The following is a 23,740-nucleotide window of genomic DNA, read 5'->3' as shown; positions in this document are numbered from 1 at the left end:
CCATGAAACCACTAAATAAATTCCAAGCACAGGTAGTAGAAGCAAGTAAAACCCTGCCGAAACTCACGAAAGAACAGACCCAATGGGGGTATGAAAACGGTATAGATCATATCGGACACCGCACCGAAAAAGGGGTAATGACCTGTACTAAATGCGGTCATTCGTGGCAGGGTGCAGGGCATTTGGTCGCCACCCTAACGGATTGCAACTGTCCGAACTGCAATGCCAAACTAACGGTAGAAACCACCAAAAAACGAACATTCAACGCTCGTTATTACATGACAGTAATAACCGCCCATGCAGGTTATCAGGTATTGCGCTCTGTAATGCTATTCTGTTCGGTTAAGGTCGGAGAAACGCCCAAATACGACTATTCAGAGGTTATGCAACGGTGGATTGCTCCTAATGGTAAACATTGCACGTTCGCAAAACTCCGTCAGACAATGGGTACTTGTTATTATGATGCGTGGATATTTCATACCCCTTTAGAACTGCGACATGAAAATAACAATAACAAGTTTTACATAAATGTATATGACAAAATATACACGGGCGTAGTTTACCCCCGAATGAAACTTATCCCCGAAATCAAACGCACAGGCATTAGAAAGGCATTCTACGGACAAAAACCGTTAGACCTGTTCCGTACTCTACTCACTGACAGCCGTGCCGAAACGCTGATAAAAACAGGCTATACCAAGCTACTCAAACGCATCATGGACAGCGGTTGGAAGAACATAGACAAATATTGGCAGTCCATCCGTATCTGCATCCGAAACGACTATAAAATCAAAGATGCAACGCTTTGGTGCGACTATATAGACAATCTTCGATTCTTCGGGAAAGACCTCTATAATGCCAAATATGTATGCCCGACAGACCTCAAAGCCGAGCATGACCGATATATGCTGAAAAAAGCCAAAACCGATGCACAAGCTGAATTGGAAAAACAACTTGAAAAGGAAGCCGAATTTAAAGCTATTAAAGAGAGGTTTTTCGGACTTATATTTTCCGATGGGCGTATCAGCATCCGTGTACTTGAAAGCGTACAGGAGATAATAACAGAGGGGCAAGTGATGCACCATTGTGTAGGTAGCTATTCGACTAAAGAAGATTCCCTTATCCTTTCGGCAACCATTGACGGCAAACGCATTGAAACCGTAGAGGTATCTATTTCCCAACTGAAAGTAATCCAATGCAGGGGCGTATGTAACAAGACCACCAAGCACCACAGTCAGATACTTTCACTTGTAAATAACAATATGCCACTCATTGAACAACGATTGGCAGCATAACAAAGTAATCAATCACAAAAAAAATAATGATATGAAAAAGTGTAGAATAGTAAAAACGGAAAACGGCTTTGCCGTAAGGGGTACGAACTTCCTTAACCATTGCGATGCCGATATGTACGCCTATTATTTGGCTAACTCCCTGAATAACGGGGGAAAACTGATATATGTTGCTAACGTGGACGAAGCCATTGAAAAGCATAACCAGTTAGAGGAAGCAACCAATGCCGATTGGTTGCGGGTATGTTGGAACAGGAACGCAGGGTGCTACCTGCATACAAAAAACGTATATGCACTTAAAGACAATTCGCTTCACGGCAATATTTACCAATTTTACAAGGATGCCGACCAATGGTGGGAATACATGACCAACGAAACAAAAGCGGTCATTTCGGGTATAGACAGCCAAACGGCAACGGAGTACCATTATCGTGCTTATTGGGCGAAGATACAGCCCTCAGATAAGAACTGTATTCATAAATATTGGCGACGTAGGAACGGCTTAATAAGGTTGGACGAAGACGATGCTAAATCCCTGCAAATGGAGGTTATCTGCGAATTGGCGGACTTACAGTTGGAACAGGAGTACAGCAAGAGCCGAGAGGATATGTGCGACGAAAACGGCTCTTTTTACGAGGATTACCAAGACAGGTTTAACGACATCTATGATGATATTGAAGCAAGGCTTTTAGATAATGAACTTTAATAATCGGGGTGGCGAAAGCCACCCACAATAATAACACAATAGAATGGAAATCATAACTAAAGGATATATGAACAGCAAAGTACAGCCATTTCCCGAATGGGATTTAGAGGTACAGGATGCCATACACGAAGCAATGAACCTCATTGTAGGCAAACACGGATTCAGAACCCATTTTGAGATATGGCGTAATTGTGAACTGATAATCACTATCGGACATAACATTAACACCACTTCGATAGAGATACGACCGCCCGAAACAGCACTCATAAGACGTAGAGCCAACTGGCATAACTCATACGCCTATTTCAGCAACGGTACATTTCGGGCAAACAGGGATAGAACAAAAGTAGAACTAATCTAAAAACCAACAGATATGAAAGCAAAAGATGTAAATGAAGAATTGATAGGTAAGCGGTGCAAGTGCATCTTTACGGGACTTATGGTAACGGGAACTATCGAGGACGTAAAGCATACGAAATATACCGCAGAGGTAAAAACCCGTTTCGATGAACCGCATAATTGGGGTGGAGAACTCTATCATTTTGATTGGGCACACGCCCGACTGCATGATGACTTCGGTTCACTCCACCACCTTGAAATAATAGACGACAAATACCAAACCCTGCGGGTAAGGTTTACAAAGAGCATATCTGAAATTGACAGGATGTTTGCCCGTAATTATAAGAATTGGGGAGCAGTCAATTTGAAAGAGTGGATTGATAACTATGAGAGTAGCCGTTTTACACTGATTGCCTATGATATGGCTGTTATTACCTCCGAATACAACATGGAACATATTGAGGAATGGTTACGCAAGAATACCCCCATTCTGTCCATTGAAAAAATCATTTAAACCATGTATAAACTATTTATAGGCTTTCGGAAGTTGGGCGAATTTCCGACTATACAAGAAGCAAAGAAGTATGCCCAAAATAGCGAGGAAACAGGCGTTTTTTCGCTCATCGGAGATAATTTGGAAAATCCAGTGAGCGTTGCCCCCTCGTGCCAAATCTAAATTGACCCCTGAAAAAACTTTATGATTACCCCTAAATTATCCTGGTCGACGGGGTCATTTTTATTTTAGATTTACTTGTTTTTGTCTACCTTCATTTTTCTCACACTCTCACCGGTAAGTTCTATCTGATGCGCCGAGTGGACGATGCGGTCAAGAATGGCATCAGCGACTGTTGGTTCTCCTATTGCATCATACCAGTTGGCAACCGGTAATTGTGAGGTCACAATGATAGATTTGCGCTCATGACGATCTTCGATGATGTCAAGCAATATTGAACGTTCTTTAGCGTCAAGAGGAACAAGAAAGAGATCATCAAGTATAAGTAACTGACATCGTTCTATTTTCTTGAGTTCGGCCTCGAAGATCCCCTTTGTCTTTGCAACTTTTAGCGCTCCCATAAGTTTGGATGCATTGGCATAGTTAGTTCGTATTCCGTTCTTACACGCCTGATACCCAATGGCTGTTGCAATATAACTTTTGCCGGTTCCGGATGAACCGGTAATGAACAGATTCTTTCCTTGACGGATAAAGTCAAGCGACGAGAGCCGTTCTATATGGTTGCGGTCGAGACTTCGATTGATGGTATAGTCTATATTCTCAAGATAAGCCTTGTATCGAAAGCCGGCCCCTCGAATCAGGCGTTGTATGGAGGCATCCGAACGATAGTCCCATTCACGAGCCAATAGTAATGAGAGGAAGCCGTCAGCAGTCATAGACTCGGCAACGGTGGACTGCAGGCTTTCCTTAAAGGCGGCAGCCATACCATGCAGCTTCATACGGTTCATCAGATCCAGAGAAATGATATTTTGGTCTTTCTCCTGAGTAACGGGTGCGGTTTTATTATTTGTTTCCATTGTTGTTGTTAGTTTTTGTTGTTGATTTTGAGAAGTATTCACGTCCACGGATGTTCTTGTGGTGCGGAAGTGATAAGTTGGTGTCCGAGTCCTGATCAGCCTGTGGCAGAAAGTCTGCATCATCGCCCCGGTTCAGGATACCGATAACATCTTGATATCCGTAAACGCGCATCAATGAAGCACAGGCGCATGCCGCCACAAGCCTGTCCTGTCCGAAGGTCTTTTCCAAGGCTAGGATACCTCTGCATGAGCGGAAGGCCTGAGGCATATATTTCTTCTGCGATGCTACATCCTTGAGATAAAGCAAGACGATATTATCTATCTGAGTAGCTCGTTCAAAAACCTCGTCCAGATCCTTTTCGTAGCTACCATGCCTACCGGGAAGATTGTGTGCCTCCTTCCGAGTGTAGCCATAGGGAGTGTCATCACGCTGGTGGGTTGTTACCAGCCGCAGGCCATAGAAGATATCGAGAGTATCAGCATCGTAAACAATATCGACACGCTTGCCTACATATTCCTTTGGCACGCTGTAATGATGCTTCTTGAGAGTTACATAGCTATTACGCATCACGGTCACAGATTTGCGTTCCTTCATCTGATACCGCACAGAGGGTAAAGTTCGTAGATAGTCTTTTTCTACCTCTTCAAACAACTGCCTGCGAGACTGATTGCGTCCGGTAAGTTTTCTCTCGTTGAAACGACTTAGAGATTGGATAATGCAGGCATTGAGTGATTCCAAATCATGGAACATCAGACCTTCGAGATCGGTATAAACAGACTTGTACATCAGTTTTACAGCGTTCTCTACAAGGGCTTTGTCTTTTGGGTGCCTGACACGTGCCGGATATACACTACAACCATAATGCTCGGCAAAAGCGGCAAAGTCTTCGTTAATAACCGGCTCATTGCGATTGCTCCGAGTTACCGCCGACTTCAAATTGTCAGGGACGATTGCAAAGGGCACACCCTCATAGAAGTGTAGTGCATTCTCACATGCTTTTATAAGGTCTTCTTTCTTCTGCGACCAGACTGCCTCACAGTAGGTATAGTGGCTACAAGGAAGGATGGCTACAAAAACTTCAACGGATCTGACTTCGCCTGTTTGCTCATCAACAACCTCTAGACGGTCGCCCGCAAAATCAATATACAGCTGGTCTGCGGCGTAATGCTCAACGTGACCCACCGGACGTGATACAAGCCGATAACGTTGTATGTACGCGCCGAAACTTGCATGACGGAATCCACCCGGATGCTCTCGCCGGTACTCTTCATACAAAGATTTTACTGTCACTCCTTTGCGTGTAAGTCTTGCGGCATACTCAGGTAAGAGCGCCTCCAGTTCCAACTGACGCACTGAAGGGGTACGTTCCCTCTCACCGCTGCTTCCAAACATCTCCTCAAGGCGCTTCGCCGGCATGGACTGAAGCTGCTCCATTGGCATACCACTCTCTTGAAACAAACGCACATACTTGCGCACTGTGTTACGGGATAGCTCAAAGGTCGCGCTGATACCTTTTATACCCATCCCCATTGCATAGCAATGAAGAATGTTTGCTAATTTTGTTGTCATAGTAATTTTAGTTTTAACCCATCGACCAGGAGGGTAAATCTAAATTACATAAAAATCCCCTGTTGGTTTATATTCCGACAGGGGACATTTTTATTTTGGCGAAAAGGGTCAAACATATTTTGGTACATGGGGTCAATTTAGACTGGCACGAGGGGGCAACGCTCACTGGATTTTCCAGAGGGCGCAGATAAACCCGCATTTTCTGTTTAATTCGCTGAACGTATTATCGTCATTAATATATATGAATCCGAATAATGCGAATAAGTTTACCAAAGCCTTGTCAAAGACTTATCGGTATGTACTTTCCCTAAATAGGCGACCGATGGTTTCTGTTGAAGAAGATTTGGATGCACTGGAATCATACATCTTCCTAATGGAAATGAGATTTGAAAACTCTTTTACTTTTACGGTAAACAAAACGTGCGCCAATGAAAGTAACATGATTATTCCCCTTACCCTTCAATTACTGATAGAAAATGTATTCAAGCACAATGTCGCAACGGAAGAAATGCCATTGGATATAAAAATTACTATCGGAAGTGAATACATTACAGTAGAGAACAATATCCAACCCTCGAATGATACGGATAAAGGAGGAATCGGGTTGAAATATCTCACAAAGCAATATAAATTGTATGCCAAAGATGTAGTTGTCGAGCATACACCCCAAATGTTTATTGTAAAAATCCCCTATATACAGCTATGAAGTACCTGATAGTAGAAGATGAGCGATTTGCATACGAAGAGTTAAAACGTATGATGACGGAATTACGTCCCTGTTATTCGTTGGAAAAGCGGACGAAAACAGTCATAGATACCATTGCGTTTCTGAAAACTTCTACTGTCGATTTAATACTTTTAGATATCCGTCTTGCCGACGGCAACTGCTTCGAGATATTTAATCATGTAGAAGTTTCTACGCCTGTAATATTTACCACCGCTTATGATGAACACGCTATTAAGGCATTCAAACTGAATAGTATTGATTACCTGTTAAAACCTTTTGACGAGAAGGAATTAGAAGCGGCATTAACCAAATTTGAGAATATCTTCCATACTGATTCTCACAAAACCGATCCGAAGAGCTTCGAGCAGTTATTGGTTACCAAAAACAAAAACCGTTTCCTTATATCGAAAGGAGAAAACTATCATTATATAGAAACAGCGGATATTGCTCATTTTTACAGTGAAGAAGGGGTTGTATTCCTACATACTTTTCACAATAAACGGTATATCATCAATTACACGTTAGACCAATTAGAACAGCAGCTTGATAGCCGTATGTTTTTCCGTGTATCGCGTAATTGTATCGGCAATGTGAAGTCAATCGAGAATGTTGCCAAATACTTTAACAGTCGCTTGAAACTCTCCTTCCAACCTGCCTGTCCACACGAGGTCTTAGTCAGCCGTGTACGTGTGCCCGACTTCCTAAAATGGATGGATGGGATTCTGGAATAACCCCAAAATAACTATTCTTCTTTTTGAATAGGGTATGGAAAAATTCCATGCCCTTTTTTCTGCATTTCACTTTGTCGATTCTTAACTCTATGGTTTCTCGCTTTCAGCATTGCGTTATTCATCGTTCCTTTGCTGAAAAATTAAACGAGTATAAACACATAAAATTAAAAATCATGAAGTTAGCATCATTGTTCTTAGTAGTATTGGGAACCCTTCTATGTCTGGAAGGGAAAGCACAACAATTATCGTTCAAAACCGAATATCTCGGAAATTCCGGTTATTATTTCCTGCCTCCCGGCGAAAAGCCAAAAGAGAAAATAGGCGATGCCAATGGTTCCGCCGTAGTTTATCAGGGAGCGTTCAATATGCCCCTATCCGTGAAACTGAATGAGAACAATCGTCCGACTGCTTGGGGGATTGGTCTTGGCGGGTCGTACACTTCGTTGAACAACAAAAATTTCACGGACGATATGGTTTCCGAAATCATGAATTTACAGGTAGGGCTTTACCACTTACGACCGTTAAACGACAAATGGTCGATGCGGGCAAGTGCGGGCGTGGCGGTACTCGCTCCTTCGGCCGATCTTTCTAAAATCAGGTTCAAGCACGTACTTGGAAGCGGCGGAATTATCTTCATCCGCCACCTGAAACCCAATCTATCTATTGGCGGCGGTGTGGCTATCAATAGTTCATTGGGTTATCCGATGATATTCCCTGCCGTGTATCTTAATTGGGAACTTGATGGGAAGTTCGATATGAATGTAGAGCTGGTCGAAGGGTTGGACGTATCAGCAGGTTATAGTTTCAACGATTGGTTTAAACTATCGTATGCTTTAGAAATGAATGGACAGGCAGCTTTGCTTGAAAAGGACGGCAAAGATGTCATATTCTCCCACCAATATATCGTTACGGGGTTTCGTCCCGAAATAAAGGTTGGCAAAACCGGATTATCCATGACTGCTATGGCAGGGCTAAACCTGTTCCGTCCGGCTTCTTACAGCGACCGAACTTTGAAGGGAGTGTTTGCAGCGGATAATGATTATTATTTCGCTGTTTCCCCATACGTGTCTCTCGGAATCAAATACAATTTCGGGAAATGAGGACGATTCAGGTTTTGTTTGCCCTATTGATAACAGGCAATAGTGTCATGGCGCAAAATTCAAATGAGAAGTTTACGCTTGGGCAATGCCTCGACTTTGCCATCAATAACAGCTATGCCGCGCATAGGGCAAATCTCGATGTCAGTGAGGCTGGTTATCAGATAAACGAAGCCCGGTCGAATGTGTTGCCGCAGATAAACGCTTCGGGTGGTTTCGACCATAGTTTGGTTTTACCCACAACGATGTTGCCCGGCGAACTTATCGGCGAGAGCGGAATGCAAATCCCTGTTCAGATGGGTTCAAAGAACGAATTGGATTTTGGCGTTTCCGTTGAACAAATAATCTTTTCGCCCACCTTATTTACGGGGATTAAGATAGCCAAGAACAATCAGGAACTTCAAAGTCTTCGGGCAGCTATGACAAGAGAAGAAGTGATTTTCGATGTAAGCAATGCCTTCTATGACATTCTTAACAGTATGCAGGAATTGGAAAACATTCATTATATGGTATCCATGCAGGATTCGCTTTGTCGGCTAATGGAAAAGCGAGTGGAAGAAAACGTAACGAGGGAAGTCGATTTGAACCGTATTAAGGTAAACCTAACCAATTTACGGGCAAGAGGTAAAAATATGGGAAACGTCATATTGCAGCAGAAACGTTATCTGCAAATCCTAATCGGTATTCCCATTGAAGATGCTTTTGATGTGGACGATTCGGAAGTTCAAAGCATTGGTCTATCCGAACTTCGAGGCTATTCACAGCCGCAAAACAGGATAGAACTCGACGTATTGAACAAACAAAAAGAAATGTTGGAACTTGAAATCCGTAGTCATAAAATGGAGTATATGCCAACATTGTCGGCAATAGCCTCCGCCGGGTATCAATTCCAATCAAACAGGCTGAATCTAACGAGAGAGCCGTGGTATAGCTCTGCCATCGTCGGGGTTCGTTTAACCATTCCAATTTTTGATGGTTTAGGCAAGCGAAGCAAGATAAGACAAAAACAAACACAGCTACAAAGTTTGGATTGGAACATTCGGGAAACACAGCAAACCCTGTCAGCCAATTACCTGAACGCGAAAAATCAAATGGAAGTAATCTACGAATTGGTACAGGTGCAATCCGAGAACCTGAAGCTGGCCGAGAAAGTATATAGCCAGACAATGGCATTGTACACCGAAGGTTTGGCGAGTATAACAGACCTCCTTGAAACGGAAACCTCTTTGCATGAAGTAAAAATAGCCTATACCACAGAACTCATCCGCTACAAAAAGACAGAAATAGATTTGTTGAAAGCAAGCGGTACACTTAAATACTTATTAAGTAACAATTAAGAATGAAATCAAAAATAGTAATCCCAATTATAGTAACTGTTTCCATCGTCGGCCTTATCGCATGGAAGCTGGTCGATAATAAACAAACCATTGACCGGAATGCCGAATTATCATTGACCGTAAATACAGTAGTTCCCGTCATGGTTGAGAAACCCCAATATATTGATTTGAGCGAAAAAATAAGCGTGAACGGTCGTATTGATTCGGAAAACGAGGTGGCTGTTTATTCAAAGACGCAGGGTATTGTTATAAGAAAACACAAAAAGGCAGGCGATGTTGTCAGCCGGAGAACCGTGATCGCACAACTTGAAAACAATGTAATACGGGAAAATATACGGCTCTCCGAATTGGATTTAGCGAAAGCGAAAAAAGATGTGGAGCGTTTCCAAAATCTCGCGTCCATTGGTGCGGTAACGGTACGGGAACTGGAAGATGCCCAAATTACCCTACGCAGTATCGAGAGCAGAATAACCGACTTACAAGACCAGTTATGTAATACGACCATTACCTCCCCCGCTTCCGGGGTCATTAACAAAGATTATTTCGAGGAAGGGACGTTGCTTTCCGTTGGCAGTAGTGTTATTGATATTGTGGATAATAAAGCATTGAGAATGTATGCCAACGTAACGGAAAAAGAAGTATTGAAGCTAAAAACAGGCATGGAAGCGGTCATTACGACAGACGTATATCCCGGCAGCACATTTACAGGCAGAATTGAGGCTATTTCTCCTAAAAGCAACGACCAATACTATTATTCGGTCGAATTGGTATTGAATCATCAGGGGCTAAGGCCCGGTATGTTCGCCACCGCTATTTTTAATGTGGACGGGAACAACCGCAATACTCCCGTAGTAAGCCGAGAAGCGATTGTAGGCGGCATGAAAGACCCGCAGGTATTTGTGATAAGGGATTCTAAAGCCTATAAAGTAGCCGTACAGGTTGGCATTTCGGACGGAGAATATATTGAAATAACCGATGGTATATCGCCCGATGATGTCGTTGTAAAAAGCGGACAAATCAATTTGATTGACGGTACAGAGGTATCCATTCTAAACTTATAAAACATGAACATCATAAAAATGTCAATCACTCGTCCGACTACTGTTGTCGTGATGTTTGTTATACTCGCTTTTTTCGGCGTTTATTCTTTGACACAGCTTAACAGGGAATTAATGCCCCGCATGGAGTTTGACGTTATTTCCGTCAGCACCCTATATCCGGGAGCCGGAGCCAGTGAAGTGGAAAATTCCGTAACCAAAAAGATAGAAGATGCCGTCTCTTCTATCGAAGGAATTGAAGAAATTACCTCTACCTCAATAGAGAACTTCTCTTTGGTAACTATCCGGTTAAAGGCTGGGAGTGATTTGGATAAAGCCCTTCAAAATGCACAGCGAAAGGTAAATGCCATACGTTCCGACCTGCCGGAGAGCGTGAAAGAACCCTCTATAAATGATTTTAGCCTCGCGGATATTCCCATTATGACAATCGGAGCAGTCGCAAATATGAGCGAAACAGAATTTTATGACCTCATCGACCACGAAATAAAACCTGCTTTGGAGAGAATACCGGGTGTGGCACAGGTTACACTTATCGGTGGGAATGAACGTGAAATACAGGTAAATATCAATGAGGAAAGAATGGCGGCATACGGGCTTTCCATTCTCGACATTAGTAATGTATTGATTAACTCTAACCTTGATTTTCCTACGGGAAAGATTAAAAGCGACAATAAACAAACGCAAATTCGTTTACAGGGGAAATATAGCAGCCTTGCTGATATTGAGAATGTGATATTGAAGTATATGCCTGATCGAACAGCCGTAAAAGTGAAGGATGTTGCGGACATACACGACGGAAGCAAGGAGATCGAAACCCTTAGCCGGATAAATGGAATACCGTCTATTGGTATTACAGTACAACGTTCTACCGATGCCAATACCGTAGAAATATCCGAAACTACACGGGGGATACTGGATGCCTTAGAATCAGAATATGAAGCCTCCGGGTTAGATTTTATGATAGCGGCTGATAATGCCGAATTTACATTAGAAGCCTCCAACTCCGTGATGATCGACCTTGTAATAGCTATCATTCTGGTAGCCTTTACAATGCTACTATTTTTGTGTAGTGTGCGAAATTCCATTATTGTTTCCATAGCCATTCCGCTATCGCTCGTTTCCACGTTCATTGTCATGTATCTGTTCGGTTTCAGCCTTAACCTGATGTCATTGTTGGCGATAACGCTGGTGGTCGGCATTTTGGTCGATGATGCCATTGTCGTTATCGAGAATATCCACCGTCACATGGAAATGGGGAAAAACAGGATGCAGGCGGCATACGATGGACTTCGTGAGATAGGCGGTACAATCGTTTCCATTACACTGGTGCTGGTGGTGGTGTTCATCCCTATTTCTTTGACACAGGGGATTATTGCCAATGTATTTCGCCAATTTGCCGTTACTATCGCTATTGCTGTACTATTCAGTTCGTTGGTTTCTTTTACCGTAGTTCCGCTACTTTACTCCCGGTTTGGAAAAATAGATGAATTTAACCGCGAGGGCTTTATCGGACGAGGCATTCGGGCTTTTGAGAACCGGATAGAGAGGATAGCCAAATGGTTTTCAAGTCTTTTAGGTTGGTCTTTGTCGCATAAGCTGATTACGTTGGTGGTTACTCTTGCGGCTTTGATAGGCTCTGTAAGCCTGATAGCGTTCGGTTTTATCGGAAGCAACTTTGCTCCGATGGGCGATCAAGGGCAATTTGTTATGAAGCTGGAACTGCCCCGCGATGTTACCATAGAACAATCCAACCAAATCACTTACCAAGCGGAAAATATTTTGAGAAGCAGCCCCTTAGTCGAAACCGTATTTACCACCATAGGCGCGGAAGAAAACGGACAACCGCAAGCCCGCTTAGCCGATTTGCGGGTAAAGATGATTCCGCATAATCAGCGTAATATTTCAACTTCCGATTTTTCACGGGAAGCAAAACTTTTTCTGCAACAGCATATACCTGAAGCACAAATATGGGTGGCAACGACCGACCTAATGGGAAATATAGATGAAGCTCCGATACAGTATTACATTACCGGACATCATATTGATTCCGTGCGGACGGCAGCCAATCTTCTTCTCCACAATATCAAATCTGTAAAAGGGATAGTCGATCCCAAATTATCAGTCGAAGAAAGCAGTCCCGAAATCAGGATCATTCCTGACCGTGAAAAGATGGCGGCATTAGGAATCCCTTTTGAAATGTTGGGTATGGGATTGGGAAACGCATTCAGCGGAAACAATGATGCAAAATTCAGGCAAAATGAATACGAATACGACATCAATACCCGCCTTGACAATTTCGACCGCAGGAGTACGGCGGACGTTGAAAATCTCACATTCATAAATACCTCCGACGAAGCAGTCAAACTGAAACAGTTTGCACGGATAGAAGAAAGCAATGCGCCGGGTATTTTGGAACGCCGTAACCGTAGTGCTTGCATAACGCTGAATTGTCAGGTTGGCGGTCGTCCCATTGGCGACATCGGGCAAGATGTTAGCCAACTAATAAACTCCCTTGATTTGCCGGAAGACATCACGATAATTCCCGGCGGCGAACTTGAAATGCAAGACGAAAGTTTTGGCACAATGGGAATAGCGCTCATCATTTCCATTCTGTTGGTTTACCTCATCATGGTATTATTATACAATAACTACGTGTATCCCTTTGTAGTATTAATCTCTATTCCTCTTGCCATAATAGGTGCATTACTCGCTTTGGCTCTGACGATGGATACCCTTAACCTGTTTACTCTGCTGGGCTTACTTGCACTCATAGGGCTTGTCGCCAAAAACGCCATCATCTTAGTCGATTTCACTAATCAGTCGAAAGAAAAAGGCATGGAACTGAAAGCCGCACTCATTGAGGCAACCCGACAACGATTCCGTCCCATTCTGATGACAACGGCTGCAACGGTAATAGGTATGCTTCCTATTGCATTGGCAACCGGAGCAGGGGCCGAATGGAAAAACGGTCTGGCTTGGGTTATGATTGGGGGATTGATTAGTTCTATGTTCCTGACGCTTATTGTTGTTCCGGTGGTTTATTGCGTGATGGATAAAATGTTGGCAAAAGTGGGATTGGGTAAGAAAAAAGTTATTGAAATAAAAGAATAATAATGAAACAAATTTTACAAACCATTGCATACAAAAGTGTCTATGGTATTGCTTATACCGTAAGCCTGATACCTATGGCATTTTTGTATGCAATGGCTTCATTTGCTTTTTTCCTTGCCTATCATGTTATCGGATATAGGAAAGCGGTCGTAATCCAAAATGTTTCACGTTCATTTCCCGATATGAAATACGGAGAAATTCGCTGTGTGGTAAAGAAATTCTATACCTGTTTTGCCGCCTACTTTGCCGAAATACTTAAAAGCATATCCGCTCCGGCAGAGGTTCTTGATAAGAAGATAACGTTTGAAAATTTGGAACTTATAGACAGGCACATGAACGCTGGACGGAATGTTATTGCTTGCTTGGGACATTGCGGTAATTGGGAAATGCTGAATTTTATGCCTTATAAACTTCGCCACGATATGTATGCCGTTTATAAGCCTCTGCGGTCGGGCATAATGAACAGATTAATGATTAAACTCCGGTCACGGTTCGGAATGAAGTTAATACCTGACAAATCGGTTATACGTCATATTCTGACACAAAAATCATCCCCTGCTGTTTATCTGTTTTTGTCTGACCAATGCCCCCGGATAAAAGATGATAAATATAAATTCGAGTTGTTGAATCAGGAAACCTATCTCTTTTCGGGTATGGAGAAGCTGGCGCGTATAAGTCGGTCGGCAGTTATCTACCTGCATATTACACAGCCATCAAAAGGAAATTATAAAGTAACGTGTATCCCTGTATGCTCCGAAGCAGAATCTACGAATGAAGGAGAAATAAGCCAGAAATATGTTGATTTACTGGCGGAAAATATCAAGGAAGAACCATACGGCTGGTTATGGACACATAAAAGATGGAAAAGATAAATTAATATGTATTACTTATGAACTTTCTGCTGGGCTTAATACCAAATTTGTTTGCGCAAAATCTTCTGAATGTCCACATCATGGGCTCTTGGATAAAAACCTACGATTCTTCGGGCGATAAAATCACCGCCATGCGATCATCCGGCAAAGAAGTACAAAGCGTAGGCGACGATTTTTTTGTGGTTCTCAACGGTAGCCGGATAGAAACCTATAACTCTCAATGCAAAAAGATAGCTTTCTTGCGGATTTTCGGGAAAATAGTTGTCGAAGTTACCGATGCCTTCTTTTCGATAAAGCGAGGCTGTCAGGTGGAGATTTATGATAGGGATTGCCATAAAATGGAAGGGGGAAATGTGAAATTCAAAATGCTAAATCTAGGATGCTTCCTGAAGTCTTCGATCTATCAGATAATTAGGTATGTAAGAATTTGTACTACACTCATAGAAATATTAAATCTTAAATTCATGATTATGATAAATTATGTCGAAAAACTACAGAAAGAGATTAGGCTGAGGATTCAGCAGATCGAGGCCGAAGATAAAAATATCCTAAAAAAATCTCTCGATGCTTCTCATGTCCTGGGAAATGCTTTTGACCAGTTAAAGGAATTTATCATAGCATATCAATTTCAGGACGAGGACGAGGAAATATTGTTTTTTAAAGAGGTTAAACCCAAGATATTCTGCCATCTAATTTATTACAGGAAAGTATATAATATCGAAATGCACCGTCCAGTTGCCAGCGTGGAGGCGCAAAAGGAATATCTAAAAAGGAAACTGGACGTTATTCAGGATTTTAACGATAAGATACTGGATTTTTACCGTTATTACCGTTCCGGCGCAACGTACCTCGATGCTGCCTATTTTGTTCGCGGCCAACCCGACACTGAGCAATATCTTGAAACATTCTATTACGAACGCGATCCGCAGTTTTCAACCAACGCAGATTTTAAGGTTGCCAAAATTATAGCAAACGATATGTTGCAGGCGTATCTTCTTTCGGAGTTGGAGTTGTTGGACAGCTATATGTTAAAGCCCAACAGCACCTCTTTCCCGAAGGTTAAACTAACTTGGACAGGCAGCAAGACCGACCTGATAGAGCTGATCTACGCATTGGATACCGAAGGGTGCTTTAACAACGGAAAAATACCACTGATACAGATAGCAGCATATTTTGAGAGCGTGTTTAATATCGAATTGGGTAACAATATAGCCCGTAATTTCTATGATATGCGTATCCGAAACCATCCGACACCATTCCTTGATCGCTTACGGGAAGAAATACGCAAACGGATGGAAAATTTTAAGCCGGGTGGAAAAGACAAAAACAAGGGTAAAGACAAGGACGGAAAATGAAAATAGTGAACTTTCAAAAATTAAGGTTATGAAGAGAATTTTATTATTACCATTATTTGTATTGTTGTTCTCCTGTGGAGGAACAACGAGTTCCTATGAAAAAGTGATTGCCGATTTCGTACAAACCAATAGCAGAGGTACGAAATTGGATATGCATTTCAAAGCGGAAAAACTGGAAGAAGTACGCCGCGTAACCGTTGCTGACAGTATTAAAATAATCACAGACAATTTTAATGATGAGAGGGACAAGCAAATGGCCTCGCTTGAAAAAACAGTCAGTTTATTTACTGAAAACTTAGAAAAAGCGAAAGCCGCCAACAGACCGTCTCTAACGATGATAAACTCGTATCAGTCCAGCATTGACAAAACAAACGAACAGATTGCAGCTCTTAGAAAAAGTGTCCCTGAAGAACTGGCAAAGTACGAGAACAGGGATGCAGGCGATATTTTAACGATTGTTGTTCGTTGTACTTATTCCGTCGATGAGCCGATAACGAATAAGAGGGCAATGGAAACATTTGATTTCTTCCTTTCACCGGACGGGACAAAATGTTATTCCCAGAAAAGGGTAAAGGAAATAATTTTTAATAGCACCATTAACACAAAAGGCTTTCCGAGTTGAAGTGCCTTTTGTGTTAATTTATGGTTGAAAGAAACTATTTCAATCATTTGCTAATTAATATATAAATCCTATCTTTGCAAATGGATAACAGAGTTATTTGAAAGCATGAAAAACTAAGTGCATCTAAGCACTTTCTACTTACTTATCTACTGCCCGTTTCATGCGAGAATCTTCAAAATAAGTTGATAGTCAATTAAATATCCTCAGACTACCACAAAGATAAAAAAAATAGACATCAGGGGTAAATTCTTATAATGCTTATTACAATTTTTCTATTTCTGTTCCGGTAAATTGTTCAATAAATTGTAGTCTTGTCTTGTCAGAGGTTCTCCTTTAATTATGGTTCCTGAGCTTATTTTTCGCGATCTCCGTTTACAGCTTCTACCCATTCGTCATTGCAATTGCAATACTGGCATCTGTTGACTTCACCCGCGTTTATTATTTTTGTATATCCACAATGAGTACAGGCGTATGTGCCGGAATGCTTTATTTGCTTGGTTTTCTTCTCCAGATAGTCCGGCCATATGGGTAATCCGGCTTTTATATCAGGTGATTTATAGAATAAAATACTTAGCTCACCGGTTGTTTCCAATATGGCACTTTCCACTTGCCCCAAATGAAAAATATGCTGGTGTCGGAGTACTGAAAAGAATTCATCCATTGCCAGTTCCCTATGTTCTAATGATTCTTTCGATGCTTTCCCTTCATGGATAATACAATACGGTTTTCCTTCAAGGATGATTTCCATTTTTTCCGAACGTTCGATCCATTTAGTAATGAGCCAATAGGAAAGGAAAACGATAATAAATACGACCAGAGCATATACGATGCCAATCTCTTTATAGATCATAGGGTCTCCCGCAGCAGAGCCTAGGGCAATAATGATTAGTAGTTCAAATATAGATAGTTGTTTCACAGCCCGTTTTCCTGTGACGCGCAGACCAGCAAAAAGAAGGATGAACATTATCAGGGAACGGATTGCTATTTCAGCAAGGAAAATAAAGTCTTCAGTACCGAATAAAATGTTTTGCCAATTCATTGTTTCTTCTTTATTAAATTAAAATCCAAAGGTTTTACTTCTAACAATAGATAAGAAATAATTGTTTAATGTTGATTTAACGGATACGTATGCTGTTGAACCAAGCCGTCATCAGGAACGTTTTATATAAAAAAAAACTCTTCGAATAAATCATTTATACAACAACCAGAGATGGCCGATAAAATTGTTCAAAAAATATCGCCAGCGAAAATGGCAAATATACTTCATGATCCCCTAAAAACGGTAAAGGCTGTTGATCTTGTGTATATTTCCGATCATCAGCTGGGAATAATACGCAAAAGGCAGGGGAAAACGTTTCGGTACTTTTTGAAAGGAAAAGAAGTGAACAATAAAAAGGTGCTGAAAAGGATCAAGAAACTGGTGATTCCTCCTGCCTGGGAAGATGTCTGGATATGCGCGTTGGAAAACGGGCATCTTCAGGCTACAGGGATTGACTCTAAAATGAGGAAACAGTACCGGTATCATCCTGTGTGGGTGGCACTGAGAAACCACAGTAAATATTACCGCATGATACAATTTGCACATGCTTTACCTCAAATAAGAGCGAGTGTCGAAAAAGATCTTGCACTCCGCGGACTTCCGCGGGAAAAAGTATTGGCGTTGGTAATTAGTTTGATGGAGCGTACTAACATACGGGTAGGAAATAGCAGTTACGAAAAGCTTTATGGTTCGTTTGGGCTTACAACGCTAAAAAATAGGCATACAGATGTAAAAGGAAATAAAATAATATTTTCCTTTAAAGGTAAAAAAGGTGTGTACCACGATATTAGTCTGCGAAATTCGAAATTGGCACGGATTATTCAGCAATGTAAAGAAATTCCGGGTAAGGAGTTGTTTCAGTATTATGATGAAGACGGGGAACGTAAAACTATTGATTCGGGAATGGTGAACACCTATATAAAAGAAATCGGCAGAGAAGATTTTACTTCGAAAGATTTCCGCACATGGGGCGGAACAGTCAACGCTTTTTTAGCACTCAGGGAATCAGGTTTGGTTGAAACGCAGGCGGAACAAAAGAAAAAAGTAGTAGAAGCGCTCGATAAGGTAGCTGTATCTTTAGGGAATACGCATGCCGTATGTAGAAAATATTATGTACATCCGCTTATTATAAGCTTATACGAAAGCGGTTCACTTCAGGAATATTTTGACCAGTTCGATATAGCGGAAGAAAGGGATAGCCTGACAGCCCTGACAAAAGAAGAGAGAATTATACTTTCCATTTTAGAGAAAGGATAATTTTCCATGTATAAGAGTATAAAAGATTAACAGATACAATTAAAACGAAATATGACTCTATATTTGCATTTTGAAATTTACTCAGTCTAACTATAAATGGAATATTTGTATAATGAGAGAGAGGACTTTGGTTAGATAAAAAGTAAATAGTATAAGGGATAGATCGAAAATAAGGTAAAGTGCAATAGATGAATTTCAGATGAAAAAAATAAATCAGTCGTCAAATAAAATATTTTTTACTTCAGATCACCATTTCGGGCATGATGGGATTATAAAATTTGCCAACCGACCATATGAGAATATCGAAGAGATGAACGAAGGCCTTATTCATAATTGGAATAGGGTTGTTCCTCCCGACGGGTTAACATTCGTACTCGGGGATATCGGCTTTTGCGATAAAACCAGTATTGTAGATATCTTTACCCGGTTAAATGGCCGAAAAATATTAATAAGAGGAAATCACGATTCCAATTATCCGGAAAATATATTGTTATCTATTTTCGATGAAATACATGACATGCTGTACATCAGATTACAGGATGATGTCACATTCAAGTATTTATACATGGTATTATGCCATTATCCTCTGCTGGACTGGCAGGGATCTTTTAAAGGATCGTGGCACCTTTTCGGGCATTTACATACAAGAGATTTGGCTGAATTCGGTACATTGAAGACCAGATTATTTGCTTCCCAATATGATGTCGGAGTTGATAATAACAATTTCGAACCGGTATCTTTCCATAATCTGAAAGATATAATGAGAATTCAGTCAGAAAGCCAGATTTTTAAGAAAACCAATTACTACTAAAATCAGATATAGACATCCGATGATTTCTTTTTGTTATCTTTGATAAAATGAATAATTTAACTCTCGTATAACAGACAAACAGATATGACACCTGCTAAAGATATTGAAGATATAAATGATATTAAGAAAATGGTTAATACATTTTATGGTAAAGTCCGGAAAGATAATCTGATAGGGCCTATATTTAACGATAAGATACAAAACCATTGGGATGAGCACCTCAACAAGCTGCATTCTTTTTGGCAAAGTATTTTACTTAAAGAACAGACGTATTTCGGGTACCCATTTCCCCCTCATGCACAATTACCTATAAATAAAACACACTTCGACAGATGGTTGTCTCTTTTTACCGAAACAGTAGATAATCTCTTTGCCGGTCCCGTTGCAAATGAGGCTAAAAATAGGGCCTGCAATATAGCTGATATATTTCAGGGTAAGTTGGAATACCTTCATAATAAGTCAGGAAATACGCTTCGCAATCCAGAATGAATGAGGTGAATTACCTCATCTGCTTTAATAGGCTATGCTAAAATTAACTTTTCGGTTAAAACTTAAAAAGACATTTTAACTCTTTACCAGGAGATTATTTTATAGCTTTACGCCAAAATAGAACATTGTGGAGCATAATATTAAGATAAAAGCTTTAAATCCTGTAATTAAAGCCAAGACATCTCTTATCATTGAAGAGACTTCAAAATTTACAGGTATTTCGTTGGTTGAATTGAATGATGAGAATCCATATTCTTTCATATTCACTTTTACTGCTGCTGCGGATGCTGATATTACGGAATTAACGGATAAAATAAAGACTTTGCTCCGGTTTCATGGTTCCACCATTCTTTCCTTAGATAAGGATTAACAGTAAATAAGAATTCTTTCAATCTATAATTTTCATTCTGTCCGAATATCAGACCTGTTTTTAGAATAATCTTTGTGATTAGTATGAGAGTATTGGATATACGGTTGTAAATAACCACATCAGGAAAAGACATCCTTATGACCTGTCTTCCCCGTAATATTATTCTTCCTAATTATTATATCTCTTACATATTCAGGAGGCTTGTCTTGGTCTTTTTATTATTTTTGTAAAAACAATAACTATGAATGCAGAACAGATATTAAAACAACATGGAATTAAAAAGACTGTTTGTCGTAAATGTATTATAGATAAATTGATTGAGAGCGATGATACGGCCTTAACCGAAAATGAAATAAAAGATGCATTTTTAGATTTATTTGATCGTGTAACTTTTTACCGTTCACTGAAAACATTAGAAGAAGCAAGGGTGATACATCGCATCGTGTTGAATAATACTGCTGTAAAATACGCCTTAAGCAGCCAACTGGTTTTATCAAAGATACATCCTCATTTTCATTGTACTTATTGTGATAAAGTTACGTGTTTGGATTCTTCTTTATTAGACAGGAATTTACATTTACCTGCCGGATATCAGGTTGATTCCGCACAAATATTGCTTGAAGGCATCTGTCCTGATTGTCTGAAAATTAAGAGAAATTGAAATATAGTATTCTCTTCATATTTTAGCGGCTGATGCTCTGAAAGTATTAGCCCGAAATCTACACTTTTACCACTTGCATGAACGTTACTATCCTAACCCGGTAGCAAATATAGTGATGTTGCTTTCTCTCCGTCAGCAGATCCCGTCATAAGTATATGTTTACCTTTTTATATACAGTATCCGGTGATATGGATGCAATATTCTTATTATAAAGATGTTGCATGTTTTTCTGTTGCTAATATTTTTCCCATACTAATAAAATTTCCAATAAATGTAATAAAATTTATATTGCAACATTGTTGCAAATGAATTTTTATTACATTTGTATTGATATTACATATGCGATAAAAAGTATATCCGTATGGAAGTCATCCGAAGAAATAATACATCATTTTATAAAAACAAATGAAATTCACTTATATTCTTTTAATACTTTTTTTTCTCAATATTAGTGCTTCGGCCCAATCTTCATTGAAAATAAGCGGGTTTGTTATGTCTGAAGAAAAACTGCCGGTAGAGGCTGCATCTGTTTTTGTAGCAGGAAGTCACATAACAACACAAAGTGACCGGAATGGTTTCTTTGAGCTTATGATATCAACATCGGAGGCTATAACGATCCATATTGATGCATTGGGATATTTTCCGATATCAATGCAATTAAGCATTGGAGATAGGATGCATCAGGATTATATTCTTAAGAAGAATGATATAGAGTTGAATGAGGTTACAATAAGTGCGGATAGTCAGAGAAACCTTCAAATAAAATCATCTCAGAATCTCGTTAAAGTCGATAAGTCATATATCGAAAATAATTTTTCGGGAAGCCTGATGCAAAGCCTGGGAAAAATACCGGGAGTCAGGGCGATGACTATCGGCTCAGGTCAGTCCAAACCGGCGATCAGAGGGCTTGGATTTAATAGGATGATGGTCACTGAAAATGGTATTAAACACGAAGGGCAACAATGGGGAGAAGATCATGGTTTAGAGATTGACCAGTTTTCAATAGATGATATTGAAATCCTGAAAGGCCCTGGCTCGTTGCTATATGGGGGAGATGCTATCGGTGGAGTAATCAGTTTACGTAATAATTATATTCCTTCAGCTAAAACCGAAGGAAATATAAATTTCTATGGAAGAAGCAATAATGAATCGCTTGGTTTCTCGGGTCAGATAGCCGGACGGAACAATAAGTTTTATTATAAAGTTAATGCTACCTATGTAGATTATGGTGATTACAAAGTCCCTACTGATAGCATACAGTACTATTCCTATTATATCAAACTTAAAGATAAAAAATTACGGAACACAGCCGGAAAGGATCAAAATGCCGGGATTACCCTGGGCTTTATAGATAAGAATTTCCGGTCAAATCTTTTGGTTTCGGATGTATATTCAAAGAACGGCTTCTTTGCTGATGCGCATGGGCTTGAAGTACGCATGTCTGATATCGATTATGACAGATCTTCCAGAGATATTGACTTGCCCTATCATTCGGTGAACCATTTTAAAGTAATCAATAACTCCCACTTGCAACTGGGAGCATGGAATATTGAAGGTAATTTTGCTTATCAGAACAATCTTCGAAAAGAATTGTCGGAGCCTGTGTCACATGGATACATGCCTATACCGCCCGATGCGTTGGAGCGTAAATTTAATAAAAACACATACACATCCAATATTTTATTTAAACTGCCTATAAAGGACAAGCACAATTTGCAGGGAGGTATTAATCTGGAACATCAGCATAATTTAAGAGGTGGGTGGGGCTTTATTATCCCGGATTTTCAGGTAACAAGCTCAGGAGCTTTCCTCTATGACCGTTATTTTTTATCCGAAGATTTGATCGTTAATTCCGGGGTCCGTATAGACAAGACATCGGTACAGATTGATAGTTATCACGACTGGTACGAAACACCTGTAGAAAATGGAGATTTGGTACATAAAGAGCGGGCTGTAAATCTAAAAAGGGATTTCAACAGCTTTATCTGGTCGGCAGGAATTAATTACGACAAAGATAACTGGATGTTAAAGGCTAATATAGGGAAAAGTTTCCGGGCTCCCACTCCTAAAGAATTGGGATCTGACGGGGTGAATTATCACATATTCCGCTATGAAAAAGGAGATAGGAACCTGAATGCGGAAGAATCTTATCAGATAGATATGGGTATTAACTGGACGAATGATATTTGGGATATCCGGTTGGAACCTTATCTGAATTATTTCCCAAATTACATATATCTGAATCCCACATTCGAATATTATGAGGGTCTGCAAATGTATTATTATACACAAGCGAAAGTTATGAGGTATGGCTTTGAAACTAGTCTGGAATACAAACTAACCCATCAAATCACCTTGGGGATACAAGGCGAATACTTGTATGCAGAACAACTATCGGGCGATAAAAAAGGATATACGCTGCCTTTTTCACCTCCTTTATCAGCCGATATTTCGGTTACATATCACCCTTCTAATAAAATATTCGGTACAGATGGAGAGATTCAATTGGAATACAGGCTGGTAGGCTCTCAAAACAGAATAGTGCCTCCCGAAGAAAAAACAAAAGGGTATCAATTAATAAATATGTCGCTGGGACGTAGTTGGCAAATAAATCGGAACAAGATAAAATTACGCTTGCAAGGACAAAACATATTAAATAAGAGATATTACGATCATACAAGTTATTACCGGCTGATAGATGTTCCTGAACCGGGACGGAATATCTCAATCATGGTGGGATATAATTTTTAATGTTATGAGCTTAGA

General features: G+C 40.3%; 22 protein-coding genes. 19 read left to right on the top strand and 3 right to left on the bottom strand.

Annotated elements, in window-relative coordinates; translation table 11 throughout:
• The first annotated feature begins 2 nt into the window (after nucleotides 1-2).
• The 4 genes from ACYQ3L_RS18755 to ACYQ3L_RS18740 are packed head-to-tail and all read left to right on the top strand — an operon-like array spanning nucleotide 3 to nucleotide 2,851.
• Entirely contained in the window at nucleotides 3-1,295 is a 1,293-nt protein-coding gene (locus tag ACYQ3L_RS18755; RefSeq protein ID WP_380001461.1) for a PcfJ domain-containing protein, read from the top strand.
• 31 nt (nucleotides 1,296-1,326) lie between these two features.
• Complete coding sequence (locus ACYQ3L_RS18750; RefSeq protein ID WP_380001463.1) at nucleotides 1,327-1,998, top strand: hypothetical protein; 672 nt, start codon at nucleotides 1,327-1,329, stop codon at nucleotides 1,996-1,998.
• Nucleotides 1,999-2,041: 43 nt separating this feature from the next.
• Nucleotides 2,042-2,359: a hypothetical protein gene (locus tag ACYQ3L_RS18745; protein ID WP_380001465.1), complete on the top strand. Its 318-nt coding sequence runs from the start codon at nucleotides 2,042-2,044 to the stop codon at nucleotides 2,357-2,359.
• A 12-nt stretch (nucleotides 2,360-2,371) separates the two neighbouring features.
• On the top strand, nucleotides 2,372-2,851 hold the full coding sequence (locus ACYQ3L_RS18740) for a DUF7258 domain-containing protein (protein ID WP_380001467.1): 480 nt from the start codon (nucleotides 2,372-2,374) through the stop codon (nucleotides 2,849-2,851).
• A 233-nt stretch (nucleotides 2,852-3,084) separates the two neighbouring features.
• On the opposite strand, the gene istB is transcribed toward ACYQ3L_RS18740, so the two are convergent.
• Together istB and istA are read right to left on the bottom strand one after the other, a co-directional pair.
• A complete protein-coding gene (gene istB, locus ACYQ3L_RS18735; RefSeq protein WP_459952321.1) occupies nucleotides 3,085-3,867 on the bottom strand; it encodes an IS21-like element helper ATPase IstB in 783 nt (260 codons plus the stop codon).
• Complete coding sequence (gene istA / locus ACYQ3L_RS18730; RefSeq protein WP_380002093.1) at nucleotides 3,854-5,437, bottom strand: IS21 family transposase; 1,584 nt, start codon at nucleotides 5,435-5,437, stop codon at nucleotides 3,854-3,856. The genes istB and istA overlap by 14 nt, the downstream gene beginning before the upstream one ends.
• Before the next feature lie 142 nt (nucleotides 5,438-5,579).
• On the opposite strand from istA, the gene ACYQ3L_RS18725 reads away from it, so the two are divergent.
• The 9 genes from ACYQ3L_RS18725 to ACYQ3L_RS18685 all read left to right on the top strand — a co-directional run bounded on the left by ACYQ3L_RS18725 (nucleotide 5,580) and on the right by ACYQ3L_RS18685 (nucleotide 16,347).
• Entirely contained in the window at nucleotides 5,580-6,143 is a 564-nt protein-coding gene (locus ACYQ3L_RS18725; protein WP_459952471.1) for a sensor histidine kinase, read from the top strand.
• Nucleotides 6,140-6,895: a LytR/AlgR family response regulator transcription factor gene (locus ACYQ3L_RS18720; protein WP_379994399.1), complete on the top strand. Its 756-nt coding sequence runs from the start codon at nucleotides 6,140-6,142 to the stop codon at nucleotides 6,893-6,895. The genes ACYQ3L_RS18725 and ACYQ3L_RS18720 overlap by 4 nt, the downstream gene beginning before the upstream one ends.
• A gap of 173 nt (nucleotides 6,896-7,068) precedes the next feature.
• The gene (locus ACYQ3L_RS18715) at nucleotides 7,069-7,995 is read left to right on the top strand and encodes a DUF6268 family outer membrane beta-barrel protein (RefSeq protein ID WP_379994398.1); all 927 of its coding nucleotides are present in this window, start codon (nucleotides 7,069-7,071) and stop codon (nucleotides 7,993-7,995) included.
• Nucleotides 7,992-9,329, top strand: a complete 1,338-nt coding sequence (locus tag ACYQ3L_RS18710) for a TolC family protein (RefSeq protein ID WP_379994397.1) — start codon at nucleotides 7,992-7,994, stop codon at nucleotides 9,327-9,329. The genes ACYQ3L_RS18715 and ACYQ3L_RS18710 overlap by 4 nt, the downstream gene beginning before the upstream one ends.
• 2 nt (nucleotides 9,330-9,331) lie before the next feature.
• Nucleotides 9,332-10,390 (top strand): efflux RND transporter periplasmic adaptor subunit, encoded by a 1,059-nt coding sequence (locus ACYQ3L_RS18705; protein WP_379994396.1) that lies wholly within the window; start codon nucleotides 9,332-9,334, stop codon nucleotides 10,388-10,390.
• A gap of 3 nt (nucleotides 10,391-10,393) precedes the next feature.
• Nucleotides 10,394-13,498 carry an efflux RND transporter permease subunit gene (locus ACYQ3L_RS18700; protein WP_379994395.1) on the top strand — a complete coding sequence of 1,035 codons (3,105 nt, stop codon included), beginning with the start codon at nucleotides 10,394-10,396 and terminating at the stop codon, nucleotides 13,496-13,498.
• A gap of 2 nt (nucleotides 13,499-13,500) precedes the next feature.
• A complete protein-coding gene (locus tag ACYQ3L_RS18695; protein ID WP_379994394.1) occupies nucleotides 13,501-14,370 on the top strand; it encodes a lysophospholipid acyltransferase family protein in 870 nt (289 codons plus the stop codon).
• A gap of 470 nt (nucleotides 14,371-14,840) precedes the next feature.
• The gene (locus ACYQ3L_RS18690; protein ID WP_379994402.1) at nucleotides 14,841-15,725 is read left to right on the top strand and encodes an RteC domain-containing protein; all 885 of its coding nucleotides are present in this window, start codon (nucleotides 14,841-14,843) and stop codon (nucleotides 15,723-15,725) included.
• Between the two features lie 28 nt (nucleotides 15,726-15,753).
• Entirely contained in the window at nucleotides 15,754-16,347 is a 594-nt protein-coding gene (locus tag ACYQ3L_RS18685; protein WP_379994393.1) for a hypothetical protein, read from the top strand.
• 352 nt (nucleotides 16,348-16,699) lie between these two features.
• Here ACYQ3L_RS18685 and ACYQ3L_RS18680 read toward each other — a convergent pair whose 3' ends face one another.
• The gene (locus ACYQ3L_RS18680; RefSeq protein ID WP_379994392.1) at nucleotides 16,700-17,386 is read right to left on the bottom strand and encodes a DUF421 domain-containing protein; all 687 of its coding nucleotides are present in this window, start codon (nucleotides 17,384-17,386) and stop codon (nucleotides 16,700-16,702) included.
• 210 nt (nucleotides 17,387-17,596) lie between these two features.
• Here ACYQ3L_RS18680 and ACYQ3L_RS18675 point away from each other — a divergent pair, with 210 nt between their 5' ends.
• The 6 genes from ACYQ3L_RS18675 to ACYQ3L_RS18650 all read left to right on the top strand — a co-directional run bounded on the left by ACYQ3L_RS18675 (nucleotide 17,597) and on the right by ACYQ3L_RS18650 (nucleotide 23,725).
• Nucleotides 17,597-18,643, top strand: a complete 1,047-nt coding sequence (locus tag ACYQ3L_RS18675) for a DNA topoisomerase IB (RefSeq protein WP_379994391.1) — start codon at nucleotides 17,597-17,599, stop codon at nucleotides 18,641-18,643.
• Nucleotides 18,644-18,842: 199 nt separating this feature from the next.
• A complete protein-coding gene (locus tag ACYQ3L_RS18670) occupies nucleotides 18,843-19,454 on the top strand; it encodes a metallophosphoesterase (protein ID WP_379994390.1) in 612 nt (203 codons plus the stop codon).
• Nucleotides 19,455-19,538: 84 nt separating this feature from the next.
• Nucleotides 19,539-19,943 carry a group III truncated hemoglobin gene (locus ACYQ3L_RS18665; RefSeq protein WP_379994389.1) on the top strand — a complete coding sequence of 135 codons (405 nt, stop codon included), beginning with the start codon at nucleotides 19,539-19,541 and terminating at the stop codon, nucleotides 19,941-19,943.
• Between the two features lie 127 nt (nucleotides 19,944-20,070).
• Entirely contained in the window at nucleotides 20,071-20,313 is a 243-nt protein-coding gene (locus tag ACYQ3L_RS18660; RefSeq protein ID WP_379994388.1) for a hypothetical protein, read from the top strand.
• 241 nt (nucleotides 20,314-20,554) lie between these two features.
• On the top strand, nucleotides 20,555-20,974 hold the full coding sequence (locus tag ACYQ3L_RS18655) for a Fur family transcriptional regulator (protein WP_379994387.1): 420 nt from the start codon (nucleotides 20,555-20,557) through the stop codon (nucleotides 20,972-20,974).
• A gap of 405 nt (nucleotides 20,975-21,379) precedes the next feature.
• The gene (locus ACYQ3L_RS18650; RefSeq protein ID WP_379994386.1) at nucleotides 21,380-23,725 is read left to right on the top strand and encodes a TonB-dependent receptor; all 2,346 of its coding nucleotides are present in this window, start codon (nucleotides 21,380-21,382) and stop codon (nucleotides 23,723-23,725) included.
• Nucleotides 23,726-23,740 lie beyond the last annotated feature (15 nt).

Source organism: Dysgonomonas termitidis (assembly GCF_054657735.1).
Note: the sequence above shows the minus strand (reverse complement) of the source record. Positions and strands in the feature narration are given on the sequence as shown.

Excerpts from the sequence above, each read along its gene's own strand:
- ACYQ3L_RS18690 (WP_379994402.1), top strand. The coding sequence starts at position 14,841 with ATGATAAATTATGTCGAAAAACTACAGAAAGAGATTAGGCTGAGGATT.
- ACYQ3L_RS18675 (WP_379994391.1), top strand. The coding sequence starts at position 17,597 with ATGGCAAATATACTTCATGATCCCCTAAAAACGGTAAAGGCTGTTGAT.
- ACYQ3L_RS18755 (WP_380001461.1), top strand. The coding sequence starts at position 3 with ATGAAACCACTAAATAAATTCCAAGCACAGGTAGTAGAAGCAAGTAAA.
- ACYQ3L_RS18650 (WP_379994386.1), top strand. The coding sequence starts at position 21,380 with ATGAAATTCACTTATATTCTTTTAATACTTTTTTTTCTCAATATTAGT.
- ACYQ3L_RS18715 (WP_379994398.1), top strand. The coding sequence starts at position 7,069 with ATGAAGTTAGCATCATTGTTCTTAGTAGTATTGGGAACCCTTCTATGT.
- ACYQ3L_RS18750 (WP_380001463.1), top strand. The coding sequence starts at position 1,327 with ATGAAAAAGTGTAGAATAGTAAAAACGGAAAACGGCTTTGCCGTAAGG.
- ACYQ3L_RS18700 (WP_379994395.1), top strand. The coding sequence starts at position 10,394 with ATGAACATCATAAAAATGTCAATCACTCGTCCGACTACTGTTGTCGTG.
- istA (WP_380002093.1), bottom strand. The coding sequence starts at position 5,437 with ATGACAACAAAATTAGCAAACATTCTTCATTGCTATGCAATGGGGATG.
- ACYQ3L_RS18665 (WP_379994389.1), top strand. The coding sequence starts at position 19,539 with ATGACACCTGCTAAAGATATTGAAGATATAAATGATATTAAGAAAATG.
- ACYQ3L_RS18680 (WP_379994392.1), bottom strand. The coding sequence starts at position 17,386 with ATGAATTGGCAAAACATTTTATTCGGTACTGAAGACTTTATTTTCCTT.
- ACYQ3L_RS18745 (WP_380001465.1), top strand. The coding sequence starts at position 2,042 with ATGGAAATCATAACTAAAGGATATATGAACAGCAAAGTACAGCCATTT.
- ACYQ3L_RS18705 (WP_379994396.1), top strand. The coding sequence starts at position 9,332 with ATGAAATCAAAAATAGTAATCCCAATTATAGTAACTGTTTCCATCGTC.
- ACYQ3L_RS18655 (WP_379994387.1), top strand. The coding sequence starts at position 20,555 with ATGAATGCAGAACAGATATTAAAACAACATGGAATTAAAAAGACTGTT.
- ACYQ3L_RS18695 (WP_379994394.1), top strand. The coding sequence starts at position 13,501 with ATGAAACAAATTTTACAAACCATTGCATACAAAAGTGTCTATGGTATT.
- ACYQ3L_RS18740 (WP_380001467.1), top strand. The coding sequence starts at position 2,372 with ATGAAAGCAAAAGATGTAAATGAAGAATTGATAGGTAAGCGGTGCAAG.
- ACYQ3L_RS18710 (WP_379994397.1), top strand. The coding sequence starts at position 7,992 with ATGAGGACGATTCAGGTTTTGTTTGCCCTATTGATAACAGGCAATAGT.
- ACYQ3L_RS18670 (WP_379994390.1), top strand. The coding sequence starts at position 18,843 with ATGAAAAAAATAAATCAGTCGTCAAATAAAATATTTTTTACTTCAGAT.
- ACYQ3L_RS18685 (WP_379994393.1), top strand. The coding sequence starts at position 15,754 with ATGAAGAGAATTTTATTATTACCATTATTTGTATTGTTGTTCTCCTGT.
- ACYQ3L_RS18720 (WP_379994399.1), top strand. The coding sequence starts at position 6,140 with ATGAAGTACCTGATAGTAGAAGATGAGCGATTTGCATACGAAGAGTTA.
- istB (WP_459952321.1), bottom strand. The coding sequence starts at position 3,867 with ATGGAAACAAATAATAAAACCGCACCCGTTACTCAGGAGAAAGACCAA.